Annotated in this window: 27 protein-coding genes; 18 read left to right on the top strand and 9 right to left on the bottom strand. The window is 56.2% G+C overall.

Annotated elements, in window-relative coordinates; all coding sequences use genetic code 11:
- The 13 genes from fabG (at position 1) to Q1B27_RS14160 (ending at position 11,198) form a co-directional block, all read left to right on the top strand.
- On the top strand, positions 1-771 hold the full coding sequence (gene fabG, locus Q1B27_RS14220; RefSeq protein WP_299848452.1) for a 3-oxoacyl-ACP reductase FabG: 771 nt from the start codon (positions 1-3) through the stop codon (positions 769-771).
- A 21-nt stretch (positions 772-792) separates the two neighbouring features.
- On the top strand, positions 793-1,797 hold the full coding sequence (locus Q1B27_RS14215) for a phosphotransferase (RefSeq protein ID WP_299848451.1): 1,005 nt from the start codon (positions 793-795) through the stop codon (positions 1,795-1,797).
- Positions 1,798-1,885: 88 nt separating this feature from the next.
- On the top strand, positions 1,886-3,157 hold the full coding sequence (locus Q1B27_RS14210; RefSeq protein ID WP_299848450.1) for an aminotransferase class III-fold pyridoxal phosphate-dependent enzyme: 1,272 nt from the start codon (positions 1,886-1,888) through the stop codon (positions 3,155-3,157).
- Positions 3,157-4,734: an aldehyde dehydrogenase family protein gene (locus Q1B27_RS14205; RefSeq protein ID WP_299848449.1), complete on the top strand. Its 1,578-nt coding sequence runs from the start codon at positions 3,157-3,159 to the stop codon at positions 4,732-4,734. The genes Q1B27_RS14210 and Q1B27_RS14205 overlap by 1 nt, the downstream gene beginning before the upstream one ends.
- A 2-nt stretch (positions 4,735-4,736) precedes the next feature.
- Entirely contained in the window at positions 4,737-5,348 is a 612-nt protein-coding gene (locus Q1B27_RS14200; protein ID WP_299848448.1) for a BMC domain-containing protein, read from the top strand.
- Entirely contained in the window at positions 5,348-5,788 is a 441-nt protein-coding gene (locus tag Q1B27_RS14195) for a hypothetical protein (RefSeq protein ID WP_299848447.1), read from the top strand. Before Q1B27_RS14200 ends, Q1B27_RS14195 begins: the two co-directional genes overlap by 1 nt.
- On the top strand, positions 5,785-6,021 hold the full coding sequence (locus tag Q1B27_RS14190; RefSeq protein ID WP_299848446.1) for a EutN/CcmL family microcompartment protein: 237 nt from the start codon (positions 5,785-5,787) through the stop codon (positions 6,019-6,021). Before Q1B27_RS14195 ends, Q1B27_RS14190 begins: the two co-directional genes overlap by 4 nt.
- Positions 6,022-6,071: 50 nt before the next feature.
- The gene (locus Q1B27_RS14185) at positions 6,072-6,356 is read left to right on the top strand and encodes a BMC domain-containing protein (protein ID WP_299848445.1); all 285 of its coding nucleotides are present in this window, start codon (positions 6,072-6,074) and stop codon (positions 6,354-6,356) included.
- Positions 6,357-6,380: 24 nt separating this feature from the next.
- The gene (locus Q1B27_RS14180; RefSeq protein WP_299848444.1) at positions 6,381-7,010 is read left to right on the top strand and encodes a hypothetical protein; all 630 of its coding nucleotides are present in this window, start codon (positions 6,381-6,383) and stop codon (positions 7,008-7,010) included.
- Entirely contained in the window at positions 7,007-7,678 is a 672-nt protein-coding gene (locus tag Q1B27_RS14175; RefSeq protein ID WP_299848443.1) for a cysteine hydrolase family protein, read from the top strand. The genes Q1B27_RS14180 and Q1B27_RS14175 overlap by 4 nt, the downstream gene beginning before the upstream one ends.
- Before the next feature lie 50 nt (positions 7,679-7,728).
- On the top strand, positions 7,729-10,017 hold the full coding sequence (locus tag Q1B27_RS14170; protein ID WP_299848442.1) for a propanediol/glycerol family dehydratase large subunit: 2,289 nt from the start codon (positions 7,729-7,731) through the stop codon (positions 10,015-10,017).
- A complete protein-coding gene (locus Q1B27_RS14165; protein ID WP_299848441.1) occupies positions 10,014-10,430 on the top strand; it encodes a diol dehydratase small subunit in 417 nt (138 codons plus the stop codon). Before Q1B27_RS14170 ends, Q1B27_RS14165 begins: the two co-directional genes overlap by 4 nt.
- Positions 10,431-11,015: 585 nt before the next feature.
- The gene (locus tag Q1B27_RS14160) at positions 11,016-11,198 is read left to right on the top strand and encodes a hypothetical protein (protein WP_299848440.1); all 183 of its coding nucleotides are present in this window, start codon (positions 11,016-11,018) and stop codon (positions 11,196-11,198) included.
- Between the two features lie 150 nt (positions 11,199-11,348).
- On the opposite strand, the gene Q1B27_RS14155 is transcribed toward Q1B27_RS14160, so the two are convergent.
- The 5 genes from Q1B27_RS14155 to Q1B27_RS14135 all read right to left on the bottom strand — a co-directional run bounded on the left by Q1B27_RS14155 (position 11,349) and on the right by Q1B27_RS14135 (position 16,274).
- On the bottom strand, positions 11,349-11,633 hold the full coding sequence (locus tag Q1B27_RS14155) for a hypothetical protein (RefSeq protein ID WP_299848439.1): 285 nt from the start codon (positions 11,631-11,633) through the stop codon (positions 11,349-11,351).
- 12 nt (positions 11,634-11,645) lie between these two features.
- The gene (locus tag Q1B27_RS14150) at positions 11,646-11,978 is read right to left on the bottom strand and encodes a hypothetical protein (protein WP_299848438.1); all 333 of its coding nucleotides are present in this window, start codon (positions 11,976-11,978) and stop codon (positions 11,646-11,648) included.
- A gap of 372 nt (positions 11,979-12,350) precedes the next feature.
- On the bottom strand, positions 12,351-12,806 hold the full coding sequence (locus tag Q1B27_RS14145; RefSeq protein WP_299848437.1) for a universal stress protein: 456 nt from the start codon (positions 12,804-12,806) through the stop codon (positions 12,351-12,353).
- Between the two features lie 21 nt (positions 12,807-12,827).
- Positions 12,828-14,681 (bottom strand): glycine betaine ABC transporter substrate-binding protein, encoded by a 1,854-nt coding sequence (locus Q1B27_RS14140; RefSeq protein WP_299848436.1) that lies wholly within the window; start codon positions 14,679-14,681, stop codon positions 12,828-12,830.
- A 27-nt stretch (positions 14,682-14,708) separates the two neighbouring features.
- Positions 14,709-16,274, bottom strand: a complete 1,566-nt coding sequence (locus tag Q1B27_RS14135; RefSeq protein ID WP_299848435.1) for a BCCT family transporter — start codon at positions 16,272-16,274, stop codon at positions 14,709-14,711.
- A 138-nt stretch (positions 16,275-16,412) separates the two neighbouring features.
- On the opposite strand from Q1B27_RS14135, the gene Q1B27_RS14130 reads away from it, so the two are divergent.
- A complete protein-coding gene (locus Q1B27_RS14130) occupies positions 16,413-16,646 on the top strand; it encodes a hypothetical protein (RefSeq protein ID WP_299848434.1) in 234 nt (77 codons plus the stop codon).
- A 113-nt stretch (positions 16,647-16,759) separates the two neighbouring features.
- Here the strand turns inward: Q1B27_RS14130 and Q1B27_RS14125 are convergent, their stop codons facing one another.
- From Q1B27_RS14125 to Q1B27_RS14115, 3 genes are read right to left on the bottom strand one after another with little or no spacing between them, the layout of a single operon-like run.
- Positions 16,760-17,017: a hypothetical protein gene (locus Q1B27_RS14125; RefSeq protein WP_299848433.1), complete on the bottom strand. Its 258-nt coding sequence runs from the start codon at positions 17,015-17,017 to the stop codon at positions 16,760-16,762.
- Positions 17,014-18,234, bottom strand: a complete 1,221-nt coding sequence (locus Q1B27_RS14120; RefSeq protein ID WP_299848432.1) for an NAD(P)/FAD-dependent oxidoreductase — start codon at positions 18,232-18,234, stop codon at positions 17,014-17,016. The genes Q1B27_RS14125 and Q1B27_RS14120 overlap by 4 nt, the downstream gene beginning before the upstream one ends.
- Before the next feature lie 24 nt (positions 18,235-18,258).
- On the bottom strand, positions 18,259-19,191 hold the full coding sequence (locus tag Q1B27_RS14115) for a homocysteine S-methyltransferase family protein (RefSeq protein ID WP_299848431.1): 933 nt from the start codon (positions 19,189-19,191) through the stop codon (positions 18,259-18,261).
- Between the two features lie 249 nt (positions 19,192-19,440).
- Here Q1B27_RS14115 and Q1B27_RS14110 point away from each other — a divergent pair, with 249 nt between their 5' ends.
- The gene (locus tag Q1B27_RS14110; RefSeq protein WP_299848430.1) at positions 19,441-20,367 is read left to right on the top strand and encodes a GlxA family transcriptional regulator; all 927 of its coding nucleotides are present in this window, start codon (positions 19,441-19,443) and stop codon (positions 20,365-20,367) included.
- A 350-nt stretch (positions 20,368-20,717) separates the two neighbouring features.
- Here Q1B27_RS14110 and Q1B27_RS14105 read toward each other — a convergent pair whose 3' ends face one another.
- A complete protein-coding gene (locus tag Q1B27_RS14105; protein ID WP_299848429.1) occupies positions 20,718-21,416 on the bottom strand; it encodes a VPLPA-CTERM sorting domain-containing protein in 699 nt (232 codons plus the stop codon).
- Between the two features lie 299 nt (positions 21,417-21,715).
- Here Q1B27_RS14105 and ribB point away from each other — a divergent pair, with 299 nt between their 5' ends.
- From ribB to nusB, 3 genes are read left to right on the top strand one after another with little or no spacing between them, the layout of a single operon-like run.
- The gene (gene ribB, locus Q1B27_RS14100) at positions 21,716-22,867 is read left to right on the top strand and encodes a 3,4-dihydroxy-2-butanone-4-phosphate synthase (protein ID WP_299848428.1); all 1,152 of its coding nucleotides are present in this window, start codon (positions 21,716-21,718) and stop codon (positions 22,865-22,867) included.
- Between the two features lie 4 nt (positions 22,868-22,871).
- The gene (locus Q1B27_RS14095; protein WP_299848427.1) at positions 22,872-23,417 is read left to right on the top strand and encodes a 6,7-dimethyl-8-ribityllumazine synthase; all 546 of its coding nucleotides are present in this window, start codon (positions 22,872-22,874) and stop codon (positions 23,415-23,417) included.
- Positions 23,414-23,884 carry a transcription antitermination factor NusB gene (nusB, locus tag Q1B27_RS14090; RefSeq protein ID WP_299848426.1) on the top strand — a complete coding sequence of 157 codons (471 nt, stop codon included), beginning with the start codon at positions 23,414-23,416 and terminating at the stop codon, positions 23,882-23,884. Before Q1B27_RS14095 ends, nusB begins: the two co-directional genes overlap by 4 nt.
- Positions 23,885-23,992: the final 108 nt, after the last annotated feature.

The following is a 23,992-nucleotide window of genomic DNA, read 5'->3' as shown; positions in this document are numbered from 1 at the left end:
ATGCTTACATCACTCGAAGGCAAAAGTGTTATCGTCACCGGCGGGTCCAAGGGGATCGGTCGCGGCATAGCCACGGTCTTTGCCCGACAGGGTGCCAAGGTCACCATTACAGCGCGCGGTGAAGAGGCCATGAAAAAGGCAGCGTCCGAGATCGAGGGCGATGTCAGTTATGAAATCTGCGATGTCTCGGATTGGGACAGCGTCCAGGCAATGGTTGCCAATGTGGCCGCAAAACAAGGCGGCATCGACGTGATGTGCGCCAATGCCGGAGCGTTTCCGCAGACCAAGATTGTCGATATGGATCCGTCCGAATGGGATGGGGTCATGGCAACAAACCTGCGCTCGTCGTTCCTGTGTGTAAAGGCGGCGATCCCGCATTTCGAAAAGGCCGGCAAGGGCAGGGTGGTCTTGACCTCTTCAATTACCGGACCGGTCACCGGCTTTCCGGGCTGGGCGCATTACGGCGCGTCGAAATCGGGGCAGTTGGGCTTTTTGAAAACGGCGGCGATGGAATTGTCGCGCTACAACACCACGATCAATGCCGTGATGCCCGGCAATATCTATACCGAAGGTCTACAGGATCTGGGTCAGGACTATCTGGATACAATGGCGGCTTCGATCCCACTGAAACGCCTGGGCGCAGTTGAGGACATTGGCAATGCGGCCCTGTTCTTTGCCTCGGATGAGGCGGCCTATATCACCGGCCAGCAGATCGTCGTGGACGGTGGGCAGATCATTCCGGAATCGCTGGAAGCTATCGAAGAGATTTAACCAACCCGAAAGGGAGGAACCATGTCAGGACATGATATGCCGCTTGAGGAACTCCTCAAGCATCTGGACAGGCTTGCTAACGCATCTCTCGGCTTGTGGGACTTGCCTGATGACGCCCAGGCGCGGCTGATCAACGTGTCGGAAAACGCCACCTATCTGGTTGAGGCTGCGGGCGGATACAAATCGATCCTGCGCGTCCATCGCGAAAACTATCATAGTCGCCGTGCGATCGAATGCGAACTGGAATGGATTGCGGCCTTGGCTGAGGCTGACGCCGTGGTGACGCCCGGGCATTATCTGGGCCGGGATGGCCAGGCGATCCAAGTGGGCCGTGCCGAGGGGTTGGTCGACCCGCGCTACATGGTTCTGTTTCATTTCGTCGAAGGGTCCGAACCGGACGAAAGCGGTGATTTGACCGGCCCGTTCGAAGAGTTGGGCGAGATTGCCGCCCGCACGCATATCCATTCGGTCGGATGGCCGCGGCCCGAGGGGTTCGAGCGCCTGACGTGGGATGCGGATGCGGTATTCGGCGATCATCCCACCTGGGGCAACTGGCGCGATGGTCCCAATGTGAATGCAGATCTGCGCGAAGTTCTGGAAAAGGTCGAAACGACGGTTAAACGACGTCTTGATGCCTTTGGGAAATCGCCCGAACGCTATGGCCTGATCCATGCGGATATGCGCTTGGCGAATCTTTTGATTGACGGAAATGGCACGCGGCTGATTGATTTTGATGACAGTGGTTTCGGTTGGTTCCTCTACGATTTTGCTGCTGGCATCAGTTTCATGGAGGACGATCCGCGGGTGCCCGACCTCAAGGCGGCCTGGGTGCGGGGATATCATAAAATCCGCCCCTTGAGCAACGCTGAAGAAGCCGAGATCGACACTTTCGTGATGCTGCGGCGGATGGCACTTTTGGCCTGGATCGGCAGCCATATCGAGGCGCCTGAACCGCAGGCACTTGCGCCCGATTTTGCGCGTGTCACCGCAGAATTGGGGACGGTCTATCTAAAGGCTTTCGGCTGAAACAGGATGTCAAGGAATCGCAATCTGCGGTCAAGCCGACCTCTCGGGAATCACCCTAACTGGTGGCATCTTCTGAAAGGACGTCCCGATGTCTCAGGCCAAAACAGAGTTCCTGGATCGCTCAAAAACCTTTTGGAATCCGGGCAAAACGCAAGACTGGATCGACATGGGTGTCGACCTGGTGATCGATCGCCGCGAGGGGTATTACCTCTTTGACATGGACGGTCGGCGTCTGATTGACCTGCACCTCAATGGTGGTACCTACAACCTAGGTCACCGCCATCCCGAACTGGTCGAAGTGCTGAAGGCCGGTACCGAACGGTTCGACATGGGCAACCACCATTTTCCCGCACTGGCACGCACCGCCTTGGCCGAGGCGTTGCAGGCCTGCGCGCCGGGGTCGCATTTCAAATATACCGCCTTTGGGTCCGGCGGCGGGGAGGCGATCGACATCGCCCTCAAGACTGCCCGGCACGCCAAACAGCGCAAGAAAATCGTCTCGATCGTCAAGGCTTATCACGGCCATACCGGTCTTGCGGTCAAGACCGGCGATGACCGGTTTTCGAAACTGTTCCTGTCGCATGACACCGCAGGCGAGTTTGTACAGGTGCCGTTCAATGATCTGACGGCGATGGAGGACGCGCTGAAGGGCCGCGATGTAGCAGCCGTTATCATGGAAACGATCCCGGCAACCTATGGCTTCCCGATGCCGCAGGAAGGGTATCTACCAGCGGTCAAGGCGCTGTGTGAGCGGTATGACGCGCTCTACATTGCTGATGAGGTCCAAACCGGTCTGATGCGCACCGGTGAGATGTGGGGCTGCACCAAATACGGCGTAGAGCCCGATATCATGGTCACCGGTAAGGGCATCTCGGGGGGGATGTACCCGATTGCCTGTGTGCTGATCTCGGAAAAATGCGGCGGCTGGCTGTCAGAGGACGGCTTTGGCCATATCTCGACCATGGGCGGGGCGGAGTTGGGCTGCGTCGTTGCGATGAAAACGCTGGAGATCGTGCAACGCACAGAGGTGCGCACGATGGTGCAGTACATCTCGGATTACCTGCGCGCGGGTCTCAACGATATCATGGCGGCCTTCCCGGATTTCTTCATCGGTATCCGTCAGCACGGTGTGATCATGGGTTTGGAGTTCAATCATGAACAGGGTGCCAAGCCGGTAATGAAACACCTTTACGAAAACGGTGTTTGGGCGATTTTCTCGACCCTTGATCCGCGCGTTCTGCAATTCAAACCGGGGTTATTGCTGACGCAGGCCGACGCCGAGGAAGTTTTGCGGCGTGTTGCGATTGCAGTGGAACTGGCCCGTGCGGAAGTGATGGGCGACCGGCGGAGGATGGTGTGATGGAACCCGCGCTTTTCAACTCCCTGATCGACATCTCTGAAAGCCCTGCCGCACGCCGGGGTCAGGCTGATCTGATGCTGGAACGCGCGAGGTGGGCCGCCACCGTGTTTGATCGCTATGATCGCGACACCACGATGCGTATCGTCGATGCGGTGGCCGAGGCGGCGCATGCTCACGCGGCGGAGTTTGCCGAAAAGGTCGTGGCCGAGAGCGGCTTTGGCGTAGCCGAGCATAAGAAGATCAAGAACGAACTGACGGCCAAACCGCTGGTCGAATTCTATCGCGATCAGGATTACGTCAACCCGCGTGTCGATGAAGCCCGCAAGATCATTGAAATACCACGCCCGGCGGGCGTGGTATTTGCGCTGACACCCTCGACCAACCCGATTGCGACGATCAACTACAAGGTACTGCTGTGCCTGATGACGCGCAATGCGATTGTCATGTCTCCGCATCCGGCGGTGCGAGAAACCAGTATCGAAGCGGTCACCATGCTGGCCCGCGCGGCCGAAGAGGCCGGTGCTCCGGCAGGGATCATTCAGGTGCTGGAAAAGCCGTCGATCCCGCTTGTGGATACTTTCATGGAATCCGAAAAAACCAACGTTATCCTTGCCACTGGAGGCACGCCGATGGTGCGTGCGGCCTATTCTTCGGGCAATCCGGCAGTAGGTGTGGGGCCGGGCAATGCGCCGGTTTTTGTTGATGCAAGCGCGGATATCGCCAAGGCGGCACAGCGCGTCGTGGCTTCAAAGAGCTTCGACAATTCAGTTCTTTGCACCAATGAAAGTGTCCTGATCACCTTGTCCGAGGTGGAAAACCAGTTGAAAATGGCCCTGAAATCCGCAGGTGCCTATATCTGCTCGGAGGAAGATACCGAGGTCTTGCGGCGGTTCCTGTTTCATCCGCGCGGGTTCAACATCGAAGCAATTGGCCGCGACGCCGCATGGATCGCACAGGAATGCGGTATCCGGGTGCCAGCGAACACCAAGATCCTGGTCGCCCCCATTACCCTGATCGGCGTGGAAGAACCTTTGTCGCGCGAAAAACTATGCCCGGTCCTGTCTATGCATGTCGCCAAAACCCGCGCGCAGGCCCTCTCCCAGGCGCGTGCGGTGTTGCGGTTGGCGGGGGCCGGGCATTCGGCCGCGATCCATACACGGGATGAAGCATCGGTGATGGAATATGCCAGCATGGTCGAAGTGTACCGTGTGGTTGTCAACGCGCCGTGTTCTCAGGGCGCTGCCGGTTTTGCCACCAATCTGGCACCGACCTTTACCATCGGCACGGGTTTCTTCGGACGCTCGTCGATTGGGGAAAATGTCGGACCTCAGCATTTGGTCCACTGGACGCGGGTGGCCTATAATTCCGAAGCGGACGAGCCGTTTGGCAATTATCACGGAATCGGGCGCGGTTTTCGCGGGGCACTACCCTCCGCCCCAGCGGACGGCGTCCCGGGGGTAACGCGATCCGCGCCTTCGACACCTCAACCTTCTGCGGCCTCTTCGATGGACAACATAACCAAAGACGAGCTGCGCCGCCTGATTGCGGCAGAGCTGCGCGATCTTCTGAGAAAGTAGACATGGCCGATCTGAGATCCTTCATATTCATCGACCAATTGCAGCCGCAGACCCTGGCCTATGTTGCAACCTGGATGCGCGGCAGCCTGCCACGAGCCCGGATGGCAGCGCAGATTATTGAAATCGCGCCGGGCTTGGATATCGAGGCGCTGACCGATGTGGCGTTGAAAAGCGCAGAGGTCAAGGCAGGCCTTCTGGTGGTTGAACGGCAGTTTGGCACGCTTGAATTCCACTCCGGCTCCACTGCTGAAGTTCATGCGGCGGCTGACGCCGTTTTGCAAGCGCTTGGCGCCCGTCGCGAGGATGCAGCGCCGCCCAAGATTCTGGCCTCTAAGATCGTCACCCGGGTTGATCATCAGCATGCGTTCTTGATGAACCGCAATCGCATGGGGTCCATGATCCTGGGCGGAGAAAGCCTGTATTTGCTGGAATGCCAATCCGCATCCTATGCGATGCTGGCCTGCAACGAGGCCGAGAAAGCGGCCAATATCAAGGTGATTGACTACCGCATGATCGGTCCCAACGGGCGGCTTTACCTGGCCGGTGATGAGGCCGAAGTGCGCAATGCCCGCAACGCGGCCGAAGATGCCCTTCGTCAGGCGGGAGCAGCATAGTGGGTGATTTGCGTTCTCTTATCCGTGAAGTGCTGAGCGAAGAGTTGGCGCGACTACGGCCCGAGGTCGCACCAATGGCATCACCTGTGACCGAAGAGGTGGTTGCCATCCGGTCCTCCGCGGATCTGAACGCCTTTGCGCAAAAATTGCTGAGCATGGCGCAAGATGGCCGCATGCGCGCCGACATTCTTGGGGGGCGTCACCGGTTTCGGCTTTCGCATGACGAGGCGGCACCGGTCATGGCGCATCAACCGTCGGCTCCAGTTCCGAATACACCCGCCACCGCACAGTTTAGCACCGGATTGGTCTCTGAACGTGACATCGCCGCGCTGCCCAAAGGCACACGCAGTGTCAGGGCGGCAAAACCGGTCAGGTTCACCCCGTTGGCTCATGACGAGTTGCGTCGCCGTGGCATCAAAGTCGAAAGGACACAATCATGATCCGAGGAACGGTTAAGGGCCGGGTCTGGTCCAGTAAACACATCGAAACGCTGCCCAATGGCGCATTGCTGGAAGTTGACGCCGACGGCGCGACGATTGTCGCCTTCGACCCGCTGGGCTGTGCGATTGGCGAAGAGGTTCTGATCACCCAAGGCTCTGTCGCGGCGGCGTTTTTTACAAAACACAAGGCTCCGGTTGATGCTCTCATCATCGGGTCCATCGACGAAACCTGAAGCGGGCTTTCTTTGCCCAACTGAATTTGACCTGAAAAAGGAGTATCATCATGGCTAGTCAGGCAATCGGAATGATCGAAACCCGCGGATATGTTGCGGCACTGACGGCGGCAGACGCGATGGTCAAGGCGGCCAACGTCGAAATTGCCGCGCGTAACGAAGTGGGCGGTGGGCTGGTCTCGGTCGTGGTCAAAGGCGATGTGGGTGCCGTGAAGGCAGCTACAGAGGCCGGATCCGAAGCCGCCAATCAGATTGGCGAAGTCGTGGCCGTGCATGTCATTCCACGTCCACATGCTGATCTGGGCAAGCATTTCGACGCCGCCAAGCTCAAGTAATCGAACCATAAGAAGGCCGGAACGATGACCGAACTACGGGTTTACTTGCCGATCAACGATCTGCAACCACAGTTTGCGGCCTATCTTGCCACGCCGCTTCGCGCGAGGGGCTATCCACCTTATGAGGGGCAAAACAGCCTGATCATCGAGGTGGCGCCGGCGCTGTCGATCCACCGGATCGCTGATCTGGCATTGAAGGAATCCCCGGATATGGAGCCGGGGATCTTGTTTACCGAACGCCAGTTTGGGCTGTTGGAGCTGCATTCGGATGATGCGGGCGAGTTGGATAAGGCGGGGCATGCGATCCTCAAGGGGATCGGTGCCAAACCCACCGATCAGCTTGCGCCAAAGGTTCTGTTCCACGACATCATCGACAATCTGTCGGATCAGCATGCAATCATCCTGAACCGGTCGCGCGATGCGTCGATCCTGGTGCCGGGTGTTTCGCTTCTGATTTACGAAATGGCCCCGGCACTTTTTGCCTGTGTCGCCGCGAACGAGGCTGAACGTGTAGCCCCCGGTGCAGTCACAAATGACGTGCAGATGATGGGTGCCTCAGGGCGTATTTTCATGTCCGGCACCCATGCCGAGATGGAAAAAGCACGTGACGCCATCACCGCCACACTGCAGTCAGTGAAAGGTCGCAAGGCATGAGCAATTGGAAAAGTGCCTATCGCAGTTTCTATTACGAGCTGGCAGAAGATCCCGATGATCTGGACCTGCCGTCGCCCGAAACCGCGCTATTGGTGATTGATATTCAAAACACCTATCTCGAGGTGCCCGACGACCCGGTTGAGGCCGCGCGTTGGCAGCCATTTTTTGACCGAATGAACGGGCAGGTCATTCCCAATACGGTGACACTTACCGATTGGGCGCGCAACACGGGCATCGAGGTGATCTTTGCCCGCATCGCCTGCCAGAAGGATGATGGTCGCGACCGATCGCTCAGCCAGAAGAAACCCGGCTTCAACTATCTGCTCTTGCCCAAAGATCGCGAAGACAGCCATATGGTACCGGTTTTGACCCCGCAGGGTGATGAGATCACGGTGCTGAAAACCACTGATAGCGCATTGACCGGTACAAACCTGCGGCTGATCCTGCATAATATGGGCATTCGCAATGTGATCGTCGCCGGAATTTTCACCGATCAATGTATCAGCTCGACCGTGCGGTCACTGGCTGATGAAAGCTTCAACGTGGTGGTGGTCGAAGATTGCTGCGCCGCTGCCACTGACGATCTGCATCGACGTGAGCTTGAGATCATCAACATGATCTATTGCCATGTCGTGCAAAGTGAGGATGTTTTCGCGACCTCCCCCTAGCAGACAATCGCGACGGGGGCAGGGCCGTAGGAACCAGGAAGGATTGAAACTTGAATCAACCGCCTGCACCGAACCGATGGCGCCGCTACTCCGAATGGGACGAGCGCCCTCTACGTCTGGACAAATTTGCGCGCGAGGATGCGGCCAACGGGTTTGCCGCTTTCAAAAGCCCCTCTGATCCTGCGTCTGGCGTCGACATCTCTGGTGGCAGGATCGCCAGCATGGATGGCGTGCTGGCGCATGATTTTGACATGATCGACGCCTTTATCGCCGATCACCACCTTGACGTGGCGATTGCTGAAGAAGCGATGGCGATGAGCTCTGACACGCTTGCACGGATGCTGGTCGATATGCATGTGCCTCGGGCTGATCTGGTACGGCTTGCGCACGGTTTGACGCCTGCGAAACTGGCTGATGTGGTTTCGCGACTGAATGCGCTGGAATTGGCCTTTGCCTATGCCAAGATGCGCCCGCGCAAGACACCCGGCAATCAGGCACATGTCACCAATGCCAAGGACGATCCACTGCAATTGGCCGCGGATGCGGCTGTTGCGGTGGGGTTGGGTTTTGACGAGCTGGAAACCACCATGCGGGTGTCGCGTAATGCCTGGTCCAACGCGCTGGCCTGCGTTGTGGGCTCGGTTGTGGGGCGGTGGGGTGCGCTTTTTCAATGCTCCAGCGAAGAGGCAGAAGAACTGCGCATCGGCATGGCGGGGTTTACCTCTTATGCTGAAACCGTGTCAGTTTATGGCACCGAGAGAAGCTTCACCGATGGCGATGATACGCCGTGGTCCAAAGCGTTTCTGGTGGCGGCCTATGCCTCGCGCGGGATCAAGGCGCGCTGTACGTCGGGCGCAGGGTCCGAATTGTTGATGGGCTTTCACGAAGCGAAATCACTTCTGTACCTGGAAGCGCGCTGCTTGTGTCTGCAGCGTGGCATGGGCGTGCAGGGTACGCAGAACGGTGGCATTGATGGCGCACCTTTAACTGCGACAATCGCGGGTGGCATGCGTGAAATGATGGCCGAGAACCTGCTGGCCGTCTGGCTGGATCTTGAATGCGCCAGCGGCAACGATGCCCGTGCCACCGAATCCGAAATCCGCGTCGGTGCCAAGATCATGCCCTACCTGATTGCGGGGTCCGATTTCATCTGTTCGGGGTTTGGGTCAATTCCCGCCTATGACAATTCCTTCAACGCCTCGCTCTTCAACGCCGAAGAACTGGAGGATTATCTTGTTTTGCAGCGTGACTTTGAGGCCGATGGTGGCTTGACCCCGCTGGCTGAAACCACTGCACTTGAACTGCGCACGCGGGCTGTCGAGGCCCTGTCGGCGGTGCTTGAGGAGCTGGAACTTGCCCATCCAACACCCGAGATGAAAGCCAGTGTTATCGTCGCCTCGGGCTCTCGGGAAACAAATACTTTCTCGGCAGGTGAAAGTACCCGCATCAGCGAATCTATCGAGCAACGCGGCCTGACGGTGGTCGACGTGATCCGTGCGCTGGCCAAACGCGGATTTGACACCGAGGCGCAGAACCTTCTTAACCTAGTCAAACTCAGGGTGACTGGTGATTATCTACAAACTTCTGCCATTGTGCGAAATGACCGTGTGATCAGCGCCATCAACGACGCCAATGACTATGCAGGTCCTGGCACCGGCTATCGGCTGACGGAAACGCGGCGGGACGAAATCATCGGCATCCGCGACACCTTGGGCCAATCCGAAGTCCTGAGCGCCCAGGCGCGCCACAAAAAGGCCGAGGCGAAGCGCATCGTGTATCTTGAAGCGGATGTCGCCGGCCAAGGCTCAGATACCATCGAGGTGGTTATCGGCATCAGCCCGGCCTTCGGATTGCAGCTATTTCAGACAACAGGTGGACACAACCTCTCCGAGGTTCTGAAATGCTTGATAGACGGTGTTGAAACCACAGGTGGCATCGCGCGGGTTGTCCGGATGCACCATACCGCAGACACCTCGTTTCTGGGTCTTTCGGCGGCGCAGTTGTCTGGGTCGGGCATTGGAATCGGCATTCAGGCCAAAGGCACGGCGGTGATCCATTCCAGTGATCGGTTGCCGCACAATAACCTTGAGTTATTCTCCAACGCGCCAATCACGACATTGGAACACTATCGCGAAATGGGTCGTAATGCAGCGCTTTATGCGCACAAACAGCAGGTGGACCCTATTTTAGTCCCCACGCAGGGAGAGGCATTGGGCGCGCGGTTTCACGCACAAGTCGCCCTGATACATGCAATCGAAACAGGCCTTGTTGACCCAGCCCGCGCACCGGAAGGAGTTATGCCGAAATTCCTCGACAACACCAACAGGGTCTCTCCATGAAAAAAGCCGCCTTAACGGATTATCCGCTTTCCGAAACCCGACCGAAAAACATCAGCGGCCCGAGAGGGTTATCGTTGGATAAGATTACCCTGGACGCCATTGCCGGCGGTGACATTGAAATTGAAGATCTGCGCATCTCACGAGAAGCATTGTTGGCGCAAGCAGAAATCGCGCGCGCCGCTGGGCGTGAGACACTGGCGTTGAATTTCGAGCGCGGTGCGGAACTGATTGACGTACCGCAAGAGGTGATCATGCAAACCTACGAGATGTTGCGCCCTGGCCGCGTACACTCTTGCGAAAGCCTTGCAAAACAAGCCGAACTTTTGCGTGAAGAATATGGTGCAAAGATCATTGCCGACTTCGTCGACCGTGCTGCGGAAATTTATCGACAAAGAGGTCTCCTGGATCGGTAATTCGGTGCGACATCTGATAAAATTTGAGAAACGGCCAACCTAACAACCAGCACTGTTCTATCCGTTTCGATCAGCTAATAAGACGAAGGGCAGATAGACAGCGGGAAAAAGAAACAGGTTGCGCCCGGCGCTATTTTCTCGACGGTCAACTCGTCCACCGACATAATAATTGTCATGGCACTGAAAACCTATCTACGTTTGCCATAGTCCAGAGTGATTGTTAGCGTAATCCCGTCCCAGGTTTTCGTTGTATATACTCGGTCAAAAAACCGATTGTGCCTCGCGTTTGAACAAGACTGTCTTTGTCCGCTGCTAGTTCCATGTTCCAATTTCTGGTAGAGGCTTCTGGACTGGCGGTCGCATGTTCAAGGCGCGATTTAGTCTTATCTGGTTGTTTTTTGAGCCTGTCTTTTTGTGTGGAACCACTCAGCGCACAAATTTTGGCTGAGCGTGCAAACCAGATTCCGGTAAGGTTTGCTGTGCGTCAGCACCCTGACTCGGGGCGCTGGCTGATGTATGACTGGAGTTACCTTTCGAATCCCTAAGGTCAAGCCGCGCCGCACCACGGCAGGAAGGATGGAAAGAATGGATGCAATCAAAGTCTCAGAATATGCACGTGCGTTATATAGCTCGCATGGTGACCGGGCCGAAGCCGAAGCTTCCAAAAAAATGAGAGAAAGCAAAGAGGCGGAGAAGGTTGACGAAGCAAACGACTGGAAGGCGATCCGCCAAGCAATCCGCTCTTTGCGCGGGCCGAACCAAGGTTAAGGCATCAAGCTATCGACAGCGAAGCTTTTCAGGCCAACTAAGACGATTTGCTGGTTCCCAGGCGTCGGTTATATTTCGAGGGCATGACTACGTTTTTTACCCGCGTTTGCGGTGACCGTGATCAAAGCGGCACCGCAAACTTGAGGTGCTTTAATTCTGAACCGGTTCGCTGGACAAGAGCTCCTTTGGGTCGGCTTTGTCGACGCGTGCCTTTCGCCCGGATTTTTCGACAACCTTCTGGAAAGCACGCGCGCTTTCCTCACCACTGGTAAAGAACACCACCGTGGTTTCCTTGGCCCGGTCAATGCGCTGCAATTCCACACCTCGGATCTCCGCCGTTTCGCAGGTTTGACCCGGGACAGCATCTGCTGCCGCAATGACCTCGTCTATTTCCATCGCTCCGGCGACGGCTAGTTTGAACACACTGTCTGTCATGATCTTTCCTCCTCAGAAGCTTTCGACCGCGGTTGTCGCGCGCCGGTCGATGCGCACGAAGTGACCATCTGCATAGGCGGTGTAGTTACCGCCGGGTGCAGGTACTCGGGCCTTCAGGATCGTTATGTTTGGTTCGATTTGTGCACCGCCGACAGCGAAGTCGAAGAAGCCGCCCGGACGGAAGAAGCGACAGATAGATGAACCGCCGGATTCGGTGCAGACGACAATGCGTTGCAATAGGTAGATGCCGCAGCCAGTAGCATTGGCATAAACTAGGAGTTCGGATCCGTCAGGACTTTCGAGGAGAGACAGCCGAAAGGGTTCCGGCGAAGGGGAAATTGGCATAAGAGCCTCCGTATTCAAAATAATATTCGATCTAAAATTTGGCCAAATGGCCCTGCTAATGACGGGGAGTATATCACATCTATAGCGGCTCACCTACTGATTGAGCGGTGGAGGGCGGAAAAACGCTGAGCATTGCTGGTCTTTTCCTGCCAGCCCGAAGGCGACCTTGTGCAGATCACTTGGTTTTGCTGCGCGACCACTCATAGCCACCCTTCGCCATGTCCGCGAAGAAAAAAATTCAAACTGCAATTACGCGCGGCAATACAGACGGTTTTCATCACAATTGTCAGATCATCTGCCGTCTCAGGAAAGCGCTTTCACCAGATCCCAGGCGAAGAATAATCGTTCACGAAAACGAGTGCCCTGCGATTTTCAAACGGTTCTGAGGACATTGACCGAACACTCGGCATGGCGCACCACGCGCGCCGTTGTTGGTCCGATAAGGTAATCCGCCAGTGACGGTCTGTGAGCGCCCATCACAATCTGAGTGGCGCCGATTTTGTCAGCCACTTTCAGGATTTCTTCGTAGGCTGTTCCATGACGCGCGATGGTTTTCACCCTCATGCCGCTTGGGGTGTGTTCCGCCACGATTTCATTCAACCGTTCCAGGGCCTCTTGCACAATCCCCTTGAGATCATAATCTTCCGAACCGCCCATTTCGCCGCGAATGGCATAGCGAAAATCGAGACCCGAAAGAATATCCGGCACGACTGTCATCACTGTCATGTCGCCATTCCTGGCTTTGGCCTGCATCACGCCTTCTTTGATCACTTTCAAACCCGTTTCCTGGTCCGCCAAATCGATTGGAACAAGTATGTTATCAGTCATTTTCAGCCTGCCTTTCGTGGTTCAGCGAACTTCGCGGCGTGTATACAACCAGAATATCCACACGAACATCATAACGATCAGAATATTCAGGACCGACACATCAGCCGATGGGTTCATCGCCGCGGGTGGTTCCGGAAGCTCAGGTGCAAAGGCGACTGCAATTGGCAACACCGGGTCGACGATCTCGCCATTGGTAATCCCACCAGCCAGCGCCTTTACGGTGCTGGACGGTACTGGCTTCAGGCTGGGTGCTGCCGTGGCGCCAGGCCCCTGTTCGCCAATGGTTGATGCGACCGCCACCGGGGCAGGGCCGGCAAGCACCACCTGGCTTGACAGTGTCTCAATTGCGGTGAATTGAAGCCCATAGGTGCCGCCGGGGATACGTGTCTGGCGCAGGAAAGGATATTTCACCAGGTTTCCGCCATCCGTCCAGCCATTGATTGGCAAGAGCCTCAACCCGGCACCATCAAACGCATCTTCGATCGCGTCGATGCCAAGCGGGGCTGCAACCAGCGCAACTTTACTACCATCGTCAATGGCCGCAATCAGATCCGTGGCGCTAGAAGCTTCGATCGCGATCAGGTCGGCGCTTAAGCCAAGCGCATCCTTGAGTATTAATCCGAGTTGATATGTCGACGAGCCTTCCGTACCAACGACAAGTGCGGATGCATCCTGAAGAGATTGAGCGGCCTCGGTCTCTGTTTTTGCAATCAGATGCAACACATTGGCCCCTACCGCGGCAACGCTTTCAAATTGGTTCAAACGGCGCGGTGCAGGGCCTGAAATATCAAAAAAGCTTTCTGCGCCAACCATGGCAAGCCGTGCGTTGCCGTTTCCAACCTCTTGCAACGGGTTGATGCTTGGTTCGACTGCAACTTCGCGCCCGACAAATGCGCGCCGAACCGCCCTGAGAGACGTACCGGCATGTTCGCTATCTGTCAGTATGGGCGACGTGGCAATCAGAAGAGGATCTTCGGCTTCCACCGCGCCGGAAGAGATCAGTTCGAGACGCGCAAGCGCATCACGCGCGACAGCATCAGGAGAGCGGCCTTCGAGGTCGACCTTCCGATTGAGCGCTTGCATCTCAGCATCTGAAAACCTGCCGCCCAATGCATCCAGCGCAACACCCAATTCAGGAAATTCAGACAGCGACGACATCCGAACGATCGGTGCAAGTTCATAAACCGGGAAGAATGTCAGGTTATCTTCGAGTAGAACAAGGCCGTAATCTGCGATCTGACCATCGGTCGTGTAAACTTCGATGACGTCCACTTTCTCGTCCAGCAGCAAATCATAGAGTTGGCCCCGATCCGCCAACGGCACTTGTTCCACGCTGGCGAATTCGAAACCGTAACGCTGAATCATCGGGCTGAGGCCGTCCAGTGGGCGTTCATCGAAATCATCTTCTATACCCAACGTCACCTCGGAAGAGCGGGCAACCAGGTCTGTCATTGTCGTCAGACCAAGTTCATCGGCGCGGTCGGGCAGCATTGCCAGCCCGTAATTATTGGCAAAGCCAACGCGTTCGCGCCACGAAATCCCAAGTGGTTCGAAGATTTCCTTCACACGCGCGGTCGCCGCATCGCCATCGGCCATCGGGCTTTGCCCAAGCATGACCAGACCCGTTCCATTGTATTCGGGATAGGCGTCGATATCTCCACGTTTCAACGCCTCGAGAATGGCGGGCGTGTTGGCATATTCAACAACGCCTTCCACTGGCAAACCTTGTTCGGTCGCGATTGCAGCCATCATGTGCGCCAGGATCCGGCTTTCGCCAAAACTCTTTGATCCAATACGTATCGAGCTTTCTTCTTCCGAGCACCCTGTCAGCATGAACACGCCGGCGAGAATTAAAGTGAATGTCGATCTGAACATAAGAATCTCCTTTCCCTCCGGTTGGTGCTACGCGCTGCCTTCAGTGGCGATTTCGGGGTTTCTACCCTCGGTTACACCCTGGGCTTCGATTTCCTCTGGCTCTGCGATTTCTTTTCGGATTTCGCGCATGAAGCCCACAATCTGCAGCAGGACGATTATCGCAAATGGAATTGCGCCTGTGATTGCCATCGCCTTGGCCACGGTCACCGACTCGGTCACCAGGGTCGAGAAAGTCAGGACAGCGATCAGGACGCCCCAAATCATCTTTTGCACCACTGGCGGGTCGAGATTGCCGTCGGTTGTCATCATCGAAAGCACGAACGTGCCTGAGTCCGCCGACGTTACCAGGAAGATGAAGAGAAGAGCCGCAGCCAAGCCTGCAAGAAGTGCGCCACCCGGAAAGTACCCCAGGAAAGCGAAGAGCGCGGCAAAGACATCTTCGAAAATGATCTCTTTCAAGCCGCCACCGCCGAACATCTCGATGTAGAAGCCAGCACCGCCAAAGGCTGCAAACCAGAGCATCGAGAACATCGTGGGCACCAGAACGACGCCAAAGATGAATTCCCGGATTGTGCGTCCGCGCGAAATTCGCGCGACGAAAATGCCGATGAAAGGCCCCCAAGCCAGCCACCAGATCAGGTATGTCAATGTCCAGCCCGACGTCCATCCTGTCAGGCCTTCGAAGGGATAAAGCGTGAATGACTTCGTGATGATCGCGCTGAAATACTGACCGATGGAATCCACGAAAGTTTCCATGATGAATTGTGTGGGTCCGGCAAAGATCACCAGAAGCATGATCGCCACTGTCAGCACCATGTTGAGGTTCGACAAGATCTTGATGCCCTTGTCGACACCGGTCGTTGCAGACAACATATAGCAGACGAAAAGGGCCGCCAAAATAATCATCGACATGTTGTTGTTCTGCGGCGTGTCGAACGCGTAGAACATGCCAGATCGCACCGCAAGCGCGCCCATGGCCAGTGACCCTGCAAGACCGAATACGACCGAGATGACGCCGAGGATATCAGCAGCCTTGCCCACGTTATCGCCGGTTTTTCCCTTGAAGACATGCTTGATCGGCGTCGAAATCATAGACGGCTCATTTCGCCGGAACGTGAAATAGGCAATGACCAGCGCGCAGCAACCATAGATCGACCAGGCGTGCAAACCCCAATGAAGGTTCGTGATGACCAGTGCTTCTCGAGCAGCTTGCGCCGTCTCGCCTTCCATTCCTGGGGGAGAGACGAAGTGGTACATTGGTTCCGCTGCGCCCCAGACCAAAAGCCCCGAACCCATCCCGCCAGCAAACAACATCGCGATCCAGGAGGCCGTATCGAACTCCGGTTCTTCGTCGTCCTTTCCCAGCCGGATGTTTCCATAAGGTCCGAACGCCATATAGCCGCCAAGCAGTAGAAAGCCCGAGCACATTGCCAGCCACATCCAGCCTGCTCCGTTCAATAGGTAGCTCGTAAATGCTTGGGCCGAGCCCGTCATACTGTTTGGGCTGATCACGCCCCAGACGCCAATGGCCAAGCATAAGACCATGGCGACGATGAATACCGTGTTGAAGGAAGCACCTTTGAAAATTGACATTATCCACCCCCTGTTACCCGTAAGACGCGAAATTGGTCGTTGGTAAAAACCCATGGGATGTTGTATTTCTTCGCAAATCAAGGTTGACAGCGCAGAAACACTTCAACGAATCGTAAGTGCCTAAGCGACATCTCGCCCATGCTGGTCAATGCGCCAGATCTATTTGCGATGGGCCAGATAATGCACCTGCTGATCAGAAAACTGACAGTGGCCCACAATCTACATTCGAATGCTTCGATGTCCGGCGGTCCGATTTTTAACCAGATCGGGCCTTCGCGGATAGTATCGGATTTTGGATGGATTTTAGCCAAGCAGGTGAAAGATATCGCCACGAGCGAGTTAGAAGTGCCGAAAGGGAATGCCGTTGCCTAAAGCGTTTCCAGTTCACATTGAATCGCTTGTTCGCTGCCTCTCGCTACGCTCGAACGCGAAAAGCGATGATGCTTGTTTCAACGAAAACTGGAAACGCTCTAACTCAGGCAAATCTATCCGATTGGATTGTCATTAAGCTGACAATTCGGGAAAAAGGCTTTCCGAAACCAGCGCACCGCCGAGTGTTTTGTCGCCTTTCGAATGGGAACAATGTTCAAGGCCGAGGTCGCGCAGGGCACAATCCGGTAGTTTGGTAGTTGCGCGATCATCTTTTGCGCGGCGACGATGGCCATTCCACAAATAGAACAACTTTGGGGTCTATTATGGATTGCTTGACTGGTCACGGTTCCGCGCTTTTCGATGGTGGTCATTGGTCTATCCCGTTCAAAGAAAGCGTTCGTCGGTTGTTGGTGTTGACTGCGCGGCGCCGGACATGCGCGTCCTCAGCAGAACAAACCCGAGCCGTTATGCTTGTCGCTATTCGCCTGGCGCTTATGCCTGCCGCGTGAAAGAAGCCTTGGAAGACCACACCATACCCAGTGAACCAGAGGCCCGGGTTCCTGGTATCTTCCTGACCCATAGGGTGCAGGGGGTAGCCTTGGCTGTCCAAGGCTCCGAGATGATCGAATAGATCATCCAGACCGGGGCTGTAGCCAGTAGCACAAATCACCACATCCGGGCAGATTTCGCGCCCGTTGGACAGCTCGGCTGCGTTGGAAGTGAAACCGACGGTTTCCTCAACCGCCTCAAAACGACCCGATTTCAAGGCTGCAATAAATCCGTCATCCAGTGCGAATGTCACGCCATCCTTGAGCATTCGCGTGCCCCCGCCCATAGTATGTTGGCGCAATCCATAACGGCGTAAATCGCCAAAGAACAAACGTTGCATGACCGCAAAGATCGGATCCAGGGACCATTTTGGCATCCGTGCGAACAGGTTTGCCAGACGGTGAAGCGGGAAGCCCAGAATGCGTGTTGGCAGGATCGCGGGCCCGTGTCGCACCGACACCCAGACTTGCGCGGGTTTGCTGCGCGACAGGTGGTTCAAGATATCGGAGCCGGAATTGCCGGCGCCGATCACCAGAACCTTTTTCCCATCATATTCGCGGGGATCAGCAAAATCGGCAGAGTGGATGATCACGCCCCCGAACACATCCATGCCGGGCCAGATCGGCATGGATTTCACGCATTCGCGCCCGGTTGCAACGATCAAGTCAGAACACTGAAAATCTCCATTGTTCGTCTGGATATACCACCCGGAATCCCGCCGCATCACGGCATTTACTCGCGTCTCAAAGTGGATTGGAACGCCCGAATGGTTGGCATAGTCGGTCAGATATTCAACCACGGAATCCCGAGGCAAGTAGGTATCCTTGTGCTGGATCACCTGTTGCCCCGGAAGCCGGGCAAACCGGCGGTGGATGTTTAAACGTAGCCGCGGGTGGCGTGTGCGCCAAGGAGCCGCGATCTGATCTGCGGCTTCCAGAATAACCACGGGAATGCCATTTGCTCGCAGTTCCTTGGCTGTAGCAAGGCCGGACAGCCCCGCACCAATTACGATGGCGTTTTTTGATGGATTCGGTTTCATCGTAGGCTCCTTGAAATAGCGCGCTTAAGCGGCCAAAGAGTTGCAGATTTGCGATAGATGTCTGTGGTCCGTACCGCAGCATCCGCCGAATACTTTCAGGTTCGGTAGCAATTGGCGTAGGGCTGCGTATTGCTCGCCCAGTTCAACCGGATCGCCGTCATCGAGGGTTTCACAACAATCTAGCTCTGCATGAGACATGCGCGACGCGTTTGCACGCACACCCCCGATACGTTTGATCCAATCGGCGTCTTTCGGGATTATGTCGACGAAATGATCGGGGTGCGCGCAGTTGATCATGAAATAGGCAGGCTTTGTCTTGGCCCGCGCATCAACCTGCGCAATTGCGTCACCGAGCCTCTCCCCGGTTGGCAAGCACCCGTCGGTTTCCAGTGTGAAACTGATGACACAGGGCATTCCGGCTTTTGCCGCGGCGTTTGCAACCCCGATCGCCTCGGGGATGTTGGTGATTGTGAGCGCGGAAACCATGTCCACACCGCTTTTTGCGAAAGTAGCGACCTGAAAACCATGGTAGTCCTGCGCTTCTTCGACGCTCATGATTGTCTTGGGATCATAACCGTCGCCACGAGGGCCAATAACACCGTTGATGAGTACGTTCAGCCCCTGTCCAAAGTCACGCCGCATGTTCATGGCCGATGTGACAGCTTCTTCGTTCACAGCGCGCAGGTGATCTAGGTCGTGCCCCAGTTCCTGTCCCCAGTCAGGATTGGCGCGCCATGTGTTTGTATCGAGGACAAGGCCAGTATTGTTCTCGCGAGCGAGGTCAAAGATCGGCTTGAAATACTCTTCGATTGCAGCGCGGCCATCGGCAACTCGCGACAGTGGGTATGCCGCAAAACAAGGCATATCAAACCCTTTGATAAATAACAGCCATGTCTCGAACCCGGCATCTGTCAGAAAAAGCTGGTTGGTTTCATGGGGCAATTTTCTATGTGTCATTTTCATCTCCATTCACATGGTTTGGTCATTGGTGTGTCGATATGGACATGCGTCCGTTCTGTGACGGTATTGCCGGAAGAGAGTGAGTCGTGATATGTCGTGAAGTGACCAAATCGGTGAAAATCGGACATGTCAAAAGCACCTAATTACAACGTCTGCCGCACTGCGGTCGTGGCTATGCCCTGCGCAGGCACATCCACCGTATTCTGCATTCTTGATGCGCTGGCATCGGTCGGGCGCGACTGGGAAATGCTGCACGGAACGCAACCCAAGCCGCCGGTTTTTGCTCCGGCTCTGCTAACGCTGGATGGTGAGCCTTACACAGACATCAATGGCCGACGGATCACACCGGATGGGAGCCTTAAGGATTTCGGGCAGCCGGACCTCGTGATCATTCCTGACCTGCACTTCGCTCCTGATACACCGCCACCCGACGTTTTCGCGAAGCTGATACCGTGGCTCGTTCAGGTACATTCAGAAGGGGCCATGATGACATCGGTGTGTTCAGGGGCTTTGTTGCTTGCTGCAACTGGTCTCTTGAACGGCCTGAATGCGACAAGCCATTGGAGCTTTTGTGACGCCATCGCAAAGCGATTTCCCGAGGTCAGAATGCAGCGAGAAAGAATTCTGATCCCCGCCGGCGAAGGGCATAGGATCGTGACCGCAGGTGGAGCGTCGGCCTGGGGGGACCTGGTGCTTTACCTCATTGGTCGAATTGCTGGCCAAGAAGAGGCAAGACGCATTGCGAAGGTGTATTTGTTGCAACCGCATAGTGAAGGTCAATTGCACTATGCTTCTTTATTGGCTGGGGCCCAGCATGAAGACGGTTTGGTTGCCGAGGCTCAGGTTTGGGCCGCCGACAATTACGCGTTGGCTTCTCCGGTCGCGGCCATGGCGGAACGGAGCGGATTGACGGAACGCAGTCTGCTGCGTCGGTTTCGCAAGGCAACCGGGCAAACCCCGGTCGACTATATCCAGACCCTGAGAATCGAAGAAGCCAAGCAGATGCTGGAAACCACAGAAATGCCCATTGAAGATATTGCTGACGAAGTTGGCTACACCGAAACCTCAAGCTTCCGAAATGCCTTTCGCCGGCACGTCGGAATGCCCGCCTCTACCTATCGCAAGAAACGCCTGTCTCCGATCCCTTTGTCGTTCGACGGGATGGCTTTCTGAACACGCTGAAACGTTGTTTAATCAGAAGTTGCAAAGACATTTACCGAAGATACTGAGGCCCACTTGCAAAGAACCAACCCATTGCAAGCACACAGCCTACACCTGTTTGCGTTGCAGAAGCGCCCGCCCATGCCATTGTCGCTTTGACCAATAGCGCTTCAATGGCAATCGTTGCCCGGCGTCGCTATGCTCCTTGATACCGGGCAATGGTGCCAAGCCTGCAATAGGCACAAATTGGTCATTAGTAGAAGATTGTCAGGCTCTTGTCTGATCTGCATTGGCGGCGACGGCTAACGGCAAAAAAACGCCCGCTCTTATGGCGGGCGTTTCAGAAACTTTATGCCGATAGATCAGCTTTTGCGGCGACGGGCGAAACCGCCAACGGCGCCCAGCATCCCCAACGCGGCGGGGAGCATGACAAGCGATGCAGGAAGTGGTACTACGCCGGAGCCTCCACCGGGTTCGAGAACGATATTGATGTCGCCATCATAGCGCTGACACTGGTCGCTCTTGCAGTCCAGTTCGTAGGCGGTAAACCAGCTTGAGAAGCCCAGCAGGTTTGCATCCTTGTCGTTTGCACCGACACCGAATTGTGCCTTCAGGCCCGGGCCGCGCATTTCGAGGAAGAAACTGGCAATGCCGGGCGTTTTCGACATCAGCGTGGCCGATACGAAATCATAGAATTTCCACGTTGCGGGGTTCGCACCCGGAACGGTCTTGTATGTGCCCGGATCTGCAACTTCGACCAGGTCAACCTTCAGGTCGAAACCCTGAAGTGCGGCGTTGCGCACAGTACCGGTCAACGACGCGGTGTTGCCTTTGACGGTGAAGGACCCATACGGGTTTTCGCCACCGACGGTGTTTTCAAACAGGAAATGGTTCGATTTGCTGCCCGAGGCGCCCTGCGGTCCCCAACCAAACCAGACCGAATGCTCGGGTGATCCGTTTTCATAATGACTTGTGGCTTTGTAGGTGGTTGTTGCCGATGCGGCTGTTCCCACCATGACGATCGCTGCCGCGGCAGCGATAACTGCTGTCTTAAAATTCATAATCTCTCTCACTCATGACGCATACACAGATAGCCCCGTATATGGTTGGCGAGGCCGAATTGAGTCAACGCTTTTGCCTCAGAAAGGGCATATTTTGCCTGAATTTCTCATAAATTGGCCAAATCTGTTCACATCCCGGCAACAAACGATTGGTTCAGGTGGAATTGATCACTGGCAGATTGTGGGAATAGCCGTTGTGTCGCCGTGATTCGGGCACTGAATGATGCGCGCGTCAAACTCCGCTCTGGTCAACGCCCGGCCCCTGCGGTATCTGACCGGGGCACATTTCCGGGGGTCAGATGTCAGATACTGTTCCGTTCGAAAAACCAGGTCCGGTCGAGGCTGGTCTGCGCCAGTCCATCGCGCCTATCGAAGAGATCATTGCCGAGGCCCGGGCGGGCCGCATGTATATTCTTGTCGATCACGAGGACCGCGAGAATGAGGGTGATTTCGTCATTCCCGCTGACTGCGCCGATGCTGCGGCGATCAATTTTATGGCAATGCACGGGCGCGGGTTGATCTGCCTGCCGATGACATCTGAGCGGATTGATCATCTAGGTCTGCCGATGATGTCGGTCAACAATTCCTCTCGGCATGAAACTGCCTTTACCGTCTCGATCGAGGCGCGCGAAGGCGTCAGCACCGGTATTTCGGCCGCCGACCGGGCCCTGACCGTGGCCACCGCGATCAATGATCAGAACGGTCCGGCACATATCGCCACACCCGGGCACGTGTTTCCGTTGCGCGCGCGTCAAGGCGGTGTGCTGATCCGGGCGGGTCATACCGAGGCGGCGGTGGATATCTCGCGCCTTGCCGGGCGGCATCCCTCGGGTGTCATTTGCGAGATCATGAAGGAAGACGGCACCATGGCCCGTCTCCCCGACCTGATCAAGATCGCGGGGCAACACGGTTTGAAGATCGGCACGATCAGCGATCTGATCGCCTATCGCCACAAGCACGACAATCTGGTGAGAGAGGTGCGGCGCGAGGTCATCTCTTCATCCCATGGCGGAGAATGGGAGATGCATATTTTTGCCGATCAGATCAGTGGCACCGAACACGTGGTTCTGACCAAGGGCGATGTGAGCGATGGCAAACCGGTGCTGACGCGCACCCATGCGCTAAATGCGCTGGAGGATGTATTGGGCATCGGATTGGACCAGACCGCCAGCGGACCGACCGGGAAACTGCCGCGCGCGATGGAGATTATTGCCGCTGAGGGGCGCGGCGCCGTATTCCTTTTTCGCCAACCCCGCCCGAAGCTGTCGAGTGAGATGGAGGACGAGGACACGCCGCGTACCATTAAACAGACCGGTCTGGGCGCGCAGATCATGCAGACAATGGGCCTGCACGAGCTTATTCTGGTGACCGACAGCCCCGATACGCGCTACCTGGGCCTTGACGCCTACGGCATCTCGATCACCGGCACACGCCCTTTGAGCGAAGGATAATCCCATGGCTGAAAAAGAATATTCACTGCCCCGCGCCGATTTTGATAAGCCGGTCAAACTGCTGATCGTGGTGGCGCCGTTCTACCGCGACATCGCTGACAACCTGATCGCGGGTGCCAAGGCCGAAATCGAGGCCACGGGTGGCACCTGGGACCTGGTCGAAGTGCCCGGCGCTTTGGAAGTACCTACCGCGATTGGCATCGCTGAACGCATGTCGAATTTCGACGGTTACGTGGCATTAGGCTGTGTCATTCGAGGCGAGACCACGCATTATGAGACTGTCTGCAACGACAGTTCGCGCGGGATCACTTTGCTGGGTTTGCAAGGGCTGTGCATCGGCAATGGCATCCTCACTGTCGAAAACCGCGATCAGGCCGAGGTGCGCGCCGATCCGAACCGGATGAACAAAGGCGCCGGGGCCGCAGCGGCAGCCTTGCAACTTGTCGCGCTCACCCGTAAGTGGGGCGCCTCGCGCAAGGGGGTGGGATTCCTGCCCGAAGCAGAAGAATACAAGCTGGCCGGTGGCCTCAAGGATAATCCGAAAGCATGACCAAGCTCTCCGGCAATCAGAAACGGCAGATGAAATCTACCGCGCGGCTTTATGCCGTACAGGCGCTGTTTCAGATGGAGCATTCCGGCCAGACCGTGGATGCAGTGATGCACGAGTTCGAAGATCACCGTTTCGGTGCGTCCTACGACGAGGGCGACATGGCCGAAGGGGATGTGAGCCTCTTCGAACGCCTGATGCAGGATGCGGTTAATAATCAGGCGCTGATAGATCAGATGACCGACCGGGCGCTGGTGGCGAAATGGCCGATCAACCGGATTGACCCGACGATCCGCGCCTTGTTCCGCGCCGCCGGAGCAGAACTGACCCAGTCAGACACACCACCCAAGGTGGTGATCATGGAGTTTGTGGATATCGCGAAAAGCTTCTTCCCTGAAGGCCGTGAGCCCAAATTCGTCAACGCCGTACTTGACCATATGGCCCGCGAAGCCAAGCCAGAGGCATTCTGAATACCTGAGCGGCCTAAAGTCCAATTTGAGCCCAATTCACCCCACGGCTGAGCACGATTGGGGTCATCTAGGCTCTCGGTTGCTCAGGAACTTGCTGGTGGCATAAGA

This window comes from uncultured Roseovarius sp., from assembly GCF_947489715.1.
Lineage (GTDB): Bacteria > Pseudomonadota > Alphaproteobacteria > Rhodobacterales > Rhodobacteraceae > Roseovarius.
Note: the sequence above shows the minus strand (reverse complement) of the source record. Positions and strands in the feature narration are given on the sequence as shown.

Excerpts from the sequence above, each read along its gene's own strand:
- fabG (WP_299848452.1), top strand. The coding sequence starts at position 1 with ATGCTTACATCACTCGAAGGCAAAAGTGTTATCGTCACCGGCGGGTCC.
- Q1B27_RS14215 (WP_299848451.1), top strand. The coding sequence starts at position 793 with ATGTCAGGACATGATATGCCGCTTGAGGAACTCCTCAAGCATCTGGAC.
- Q1B27_RS14210 (WP_299848450.1), top strand. The coding sequence starts at position 1,886 with ATGTCTCAGGCCAAAACAGAGTTCCTGGATCGCTCAAAAACCTTTTGG.
- Q1B27_RS14205 (WP_299848449.1), top strand. The coding sequence starts at position 3,157 with ATGGAACCCGCGCTTTTCAACTCCCTGATCGACATCTCTGAAAGCCCT.
- Q1B27_RS14200 (WP_299848448.1), top strand. The coding sequence starts at position 4,737 with ATGGCCGATCTGAGATCCTTCATATTCATCGACCAATTGCAGCCGCAG.
- Q1B27_RS14190 (WP_299848446.1), top strand. The coding sequence starts at position 5,785 with ATGATCCGAGGAACGGTTAAGGGCCGGGTCTGGTCCAGTAAACACATC.
- Q1B27_RS14185 (WP_299848445.1), top strand. The coding sequence starts at position 6,072 with ATGGCTAGTCAGGCAATCGGAATGATCGAAACCCGCGGATATGTTGCG.
- Q1B27_RS14180 (WP_299848444.1), top strand. The coding sequence starts at position 6,381 with ATGACCGAACTACGGGTTTACTTGCCGATCAACGATCTGCAACCACAG.
- Q1B27_RS14175 (WP_299848443.1), top strand. The coding sequence starts at position 7,007 with ATGAGCAATTGGAAAAGTGCCTATCGCAGTTTCTATTACGAGCTGGCA.
- Q1B27_RS14165 (WP_299848441.1), top strand. The coding sequence starts at position 10,014 with ATGAAAAAAGCCGCCTTAACGGATTATCCGCTTTCCGAAACCCGACCG.
- Q1B27_RS14160 (WP_299848440.1), top strand. The coding sequence starts at position 11,016 with ATGGATGCAATCAAAGTCTCAGAATATGCACGTGCGTTATATAGCTCG.
- Q1B27_RS14155 (WP_299848439.1), bottom strand. The coding sequence starts at position 11,633 with ATGACAGACAGTGTGTTCAAACTAGCCGTCGCCGGAGCGATGGAAATA.
- Q1B27_RS14150 (WP_299848438.1), bottom strand. The coding sequence starts at position 11,978 with ATGCCAATTTCCCCTTCGCCGGAACCCTTTCGGCTGTCTCTCCTCGAA.
- Q1B27_RS14145 (WP_299848437.1), bottom strand. The coding sequence starts at position 12,806 with ATGACTGATAACATACTTGTTCCAATCGATTTGGCGGACCAGGAAACG.
- Q1B27_RS14140 (WP_299848436.1), bottom strand. The coding sequence starts at position 14,681 with ATGTTCAGATCGACATTCACTTTAATTCTCGCCGGCGTGTTCATGCTG.
- Q1B27_RS14135 (WP_299848435.1), bottom strand. The coding sequence starts at position 16,274 with ATGTCAATTTTCAAAGGTGCTTCCTTCAACACGGTATTCATCGTCGCC.
- Q1B27_RS14130 (WP_299848434.1), top strand. The coding sequence starts at position 16,413 with ATGCTGGTCAATGCGCCAGATCTATTTGCGATGGGCCAGATAATGCAC.
- Q1B27_RS14125 (WP_299848433.1), bottom strand. The coding sequence starts at position 17,017 with ATGACCACCATCGAAAAGCGCGGAACCGTGACCAGTCAAGCAATCCAT.
- Q1B27_RS14120 (WP_299848432.1), bottom strand. The coding sequence starts at position 18,234 with ATGAAACCGAATCCATCAAAAAACGCCATCGTAATTGGTGCGGGGCTG.
- Q1B27_RS14115 (WP_299848431.1), bottom strand. The coding sequence starts at position 19,191 with ATGACACATAGAAAATTGCCCCATGAAACCAACCAGCTTTTTCTGACA.
- Q1B27_RS14110 (WP_299848430.1), top strand. The coding sequence starts at position 19,441 with ATGCTGCACGGAACGCAACCCAAGCCGCCGGTTTTTGCTCCGGCTCTG.
- Q1B27_RS14105 (WP_299848429.1), bottom strand. The coding sequence starts at position 21,416 with ATGAATTTTAAGACAGCAGTTATCGCTGCCGCGGCAGCGATCGTCATG.
- ribB (WP_299848428.1), top strand. The coding sequence starts at position 21,716 with ATGTCAGATACTGTTCCGTTCGAAAAACCAGGTCCGGTCGAGGCTGGT.
- Q1B27_RS14095 (WP_299848427.1), top strand. The coding sequence starts at position 22,872 with ATGGCTGAAAAAGAATATTCACTGCCCCGCGCCGATTTTGATAAGCCG.
- nusB (WP_299848426.1), top strand. The coding sequence starts at position 23,414 with ATGACCAAGCTCTCCGGCAATCAGAAACGGCAGATGAAATCTACCGCG.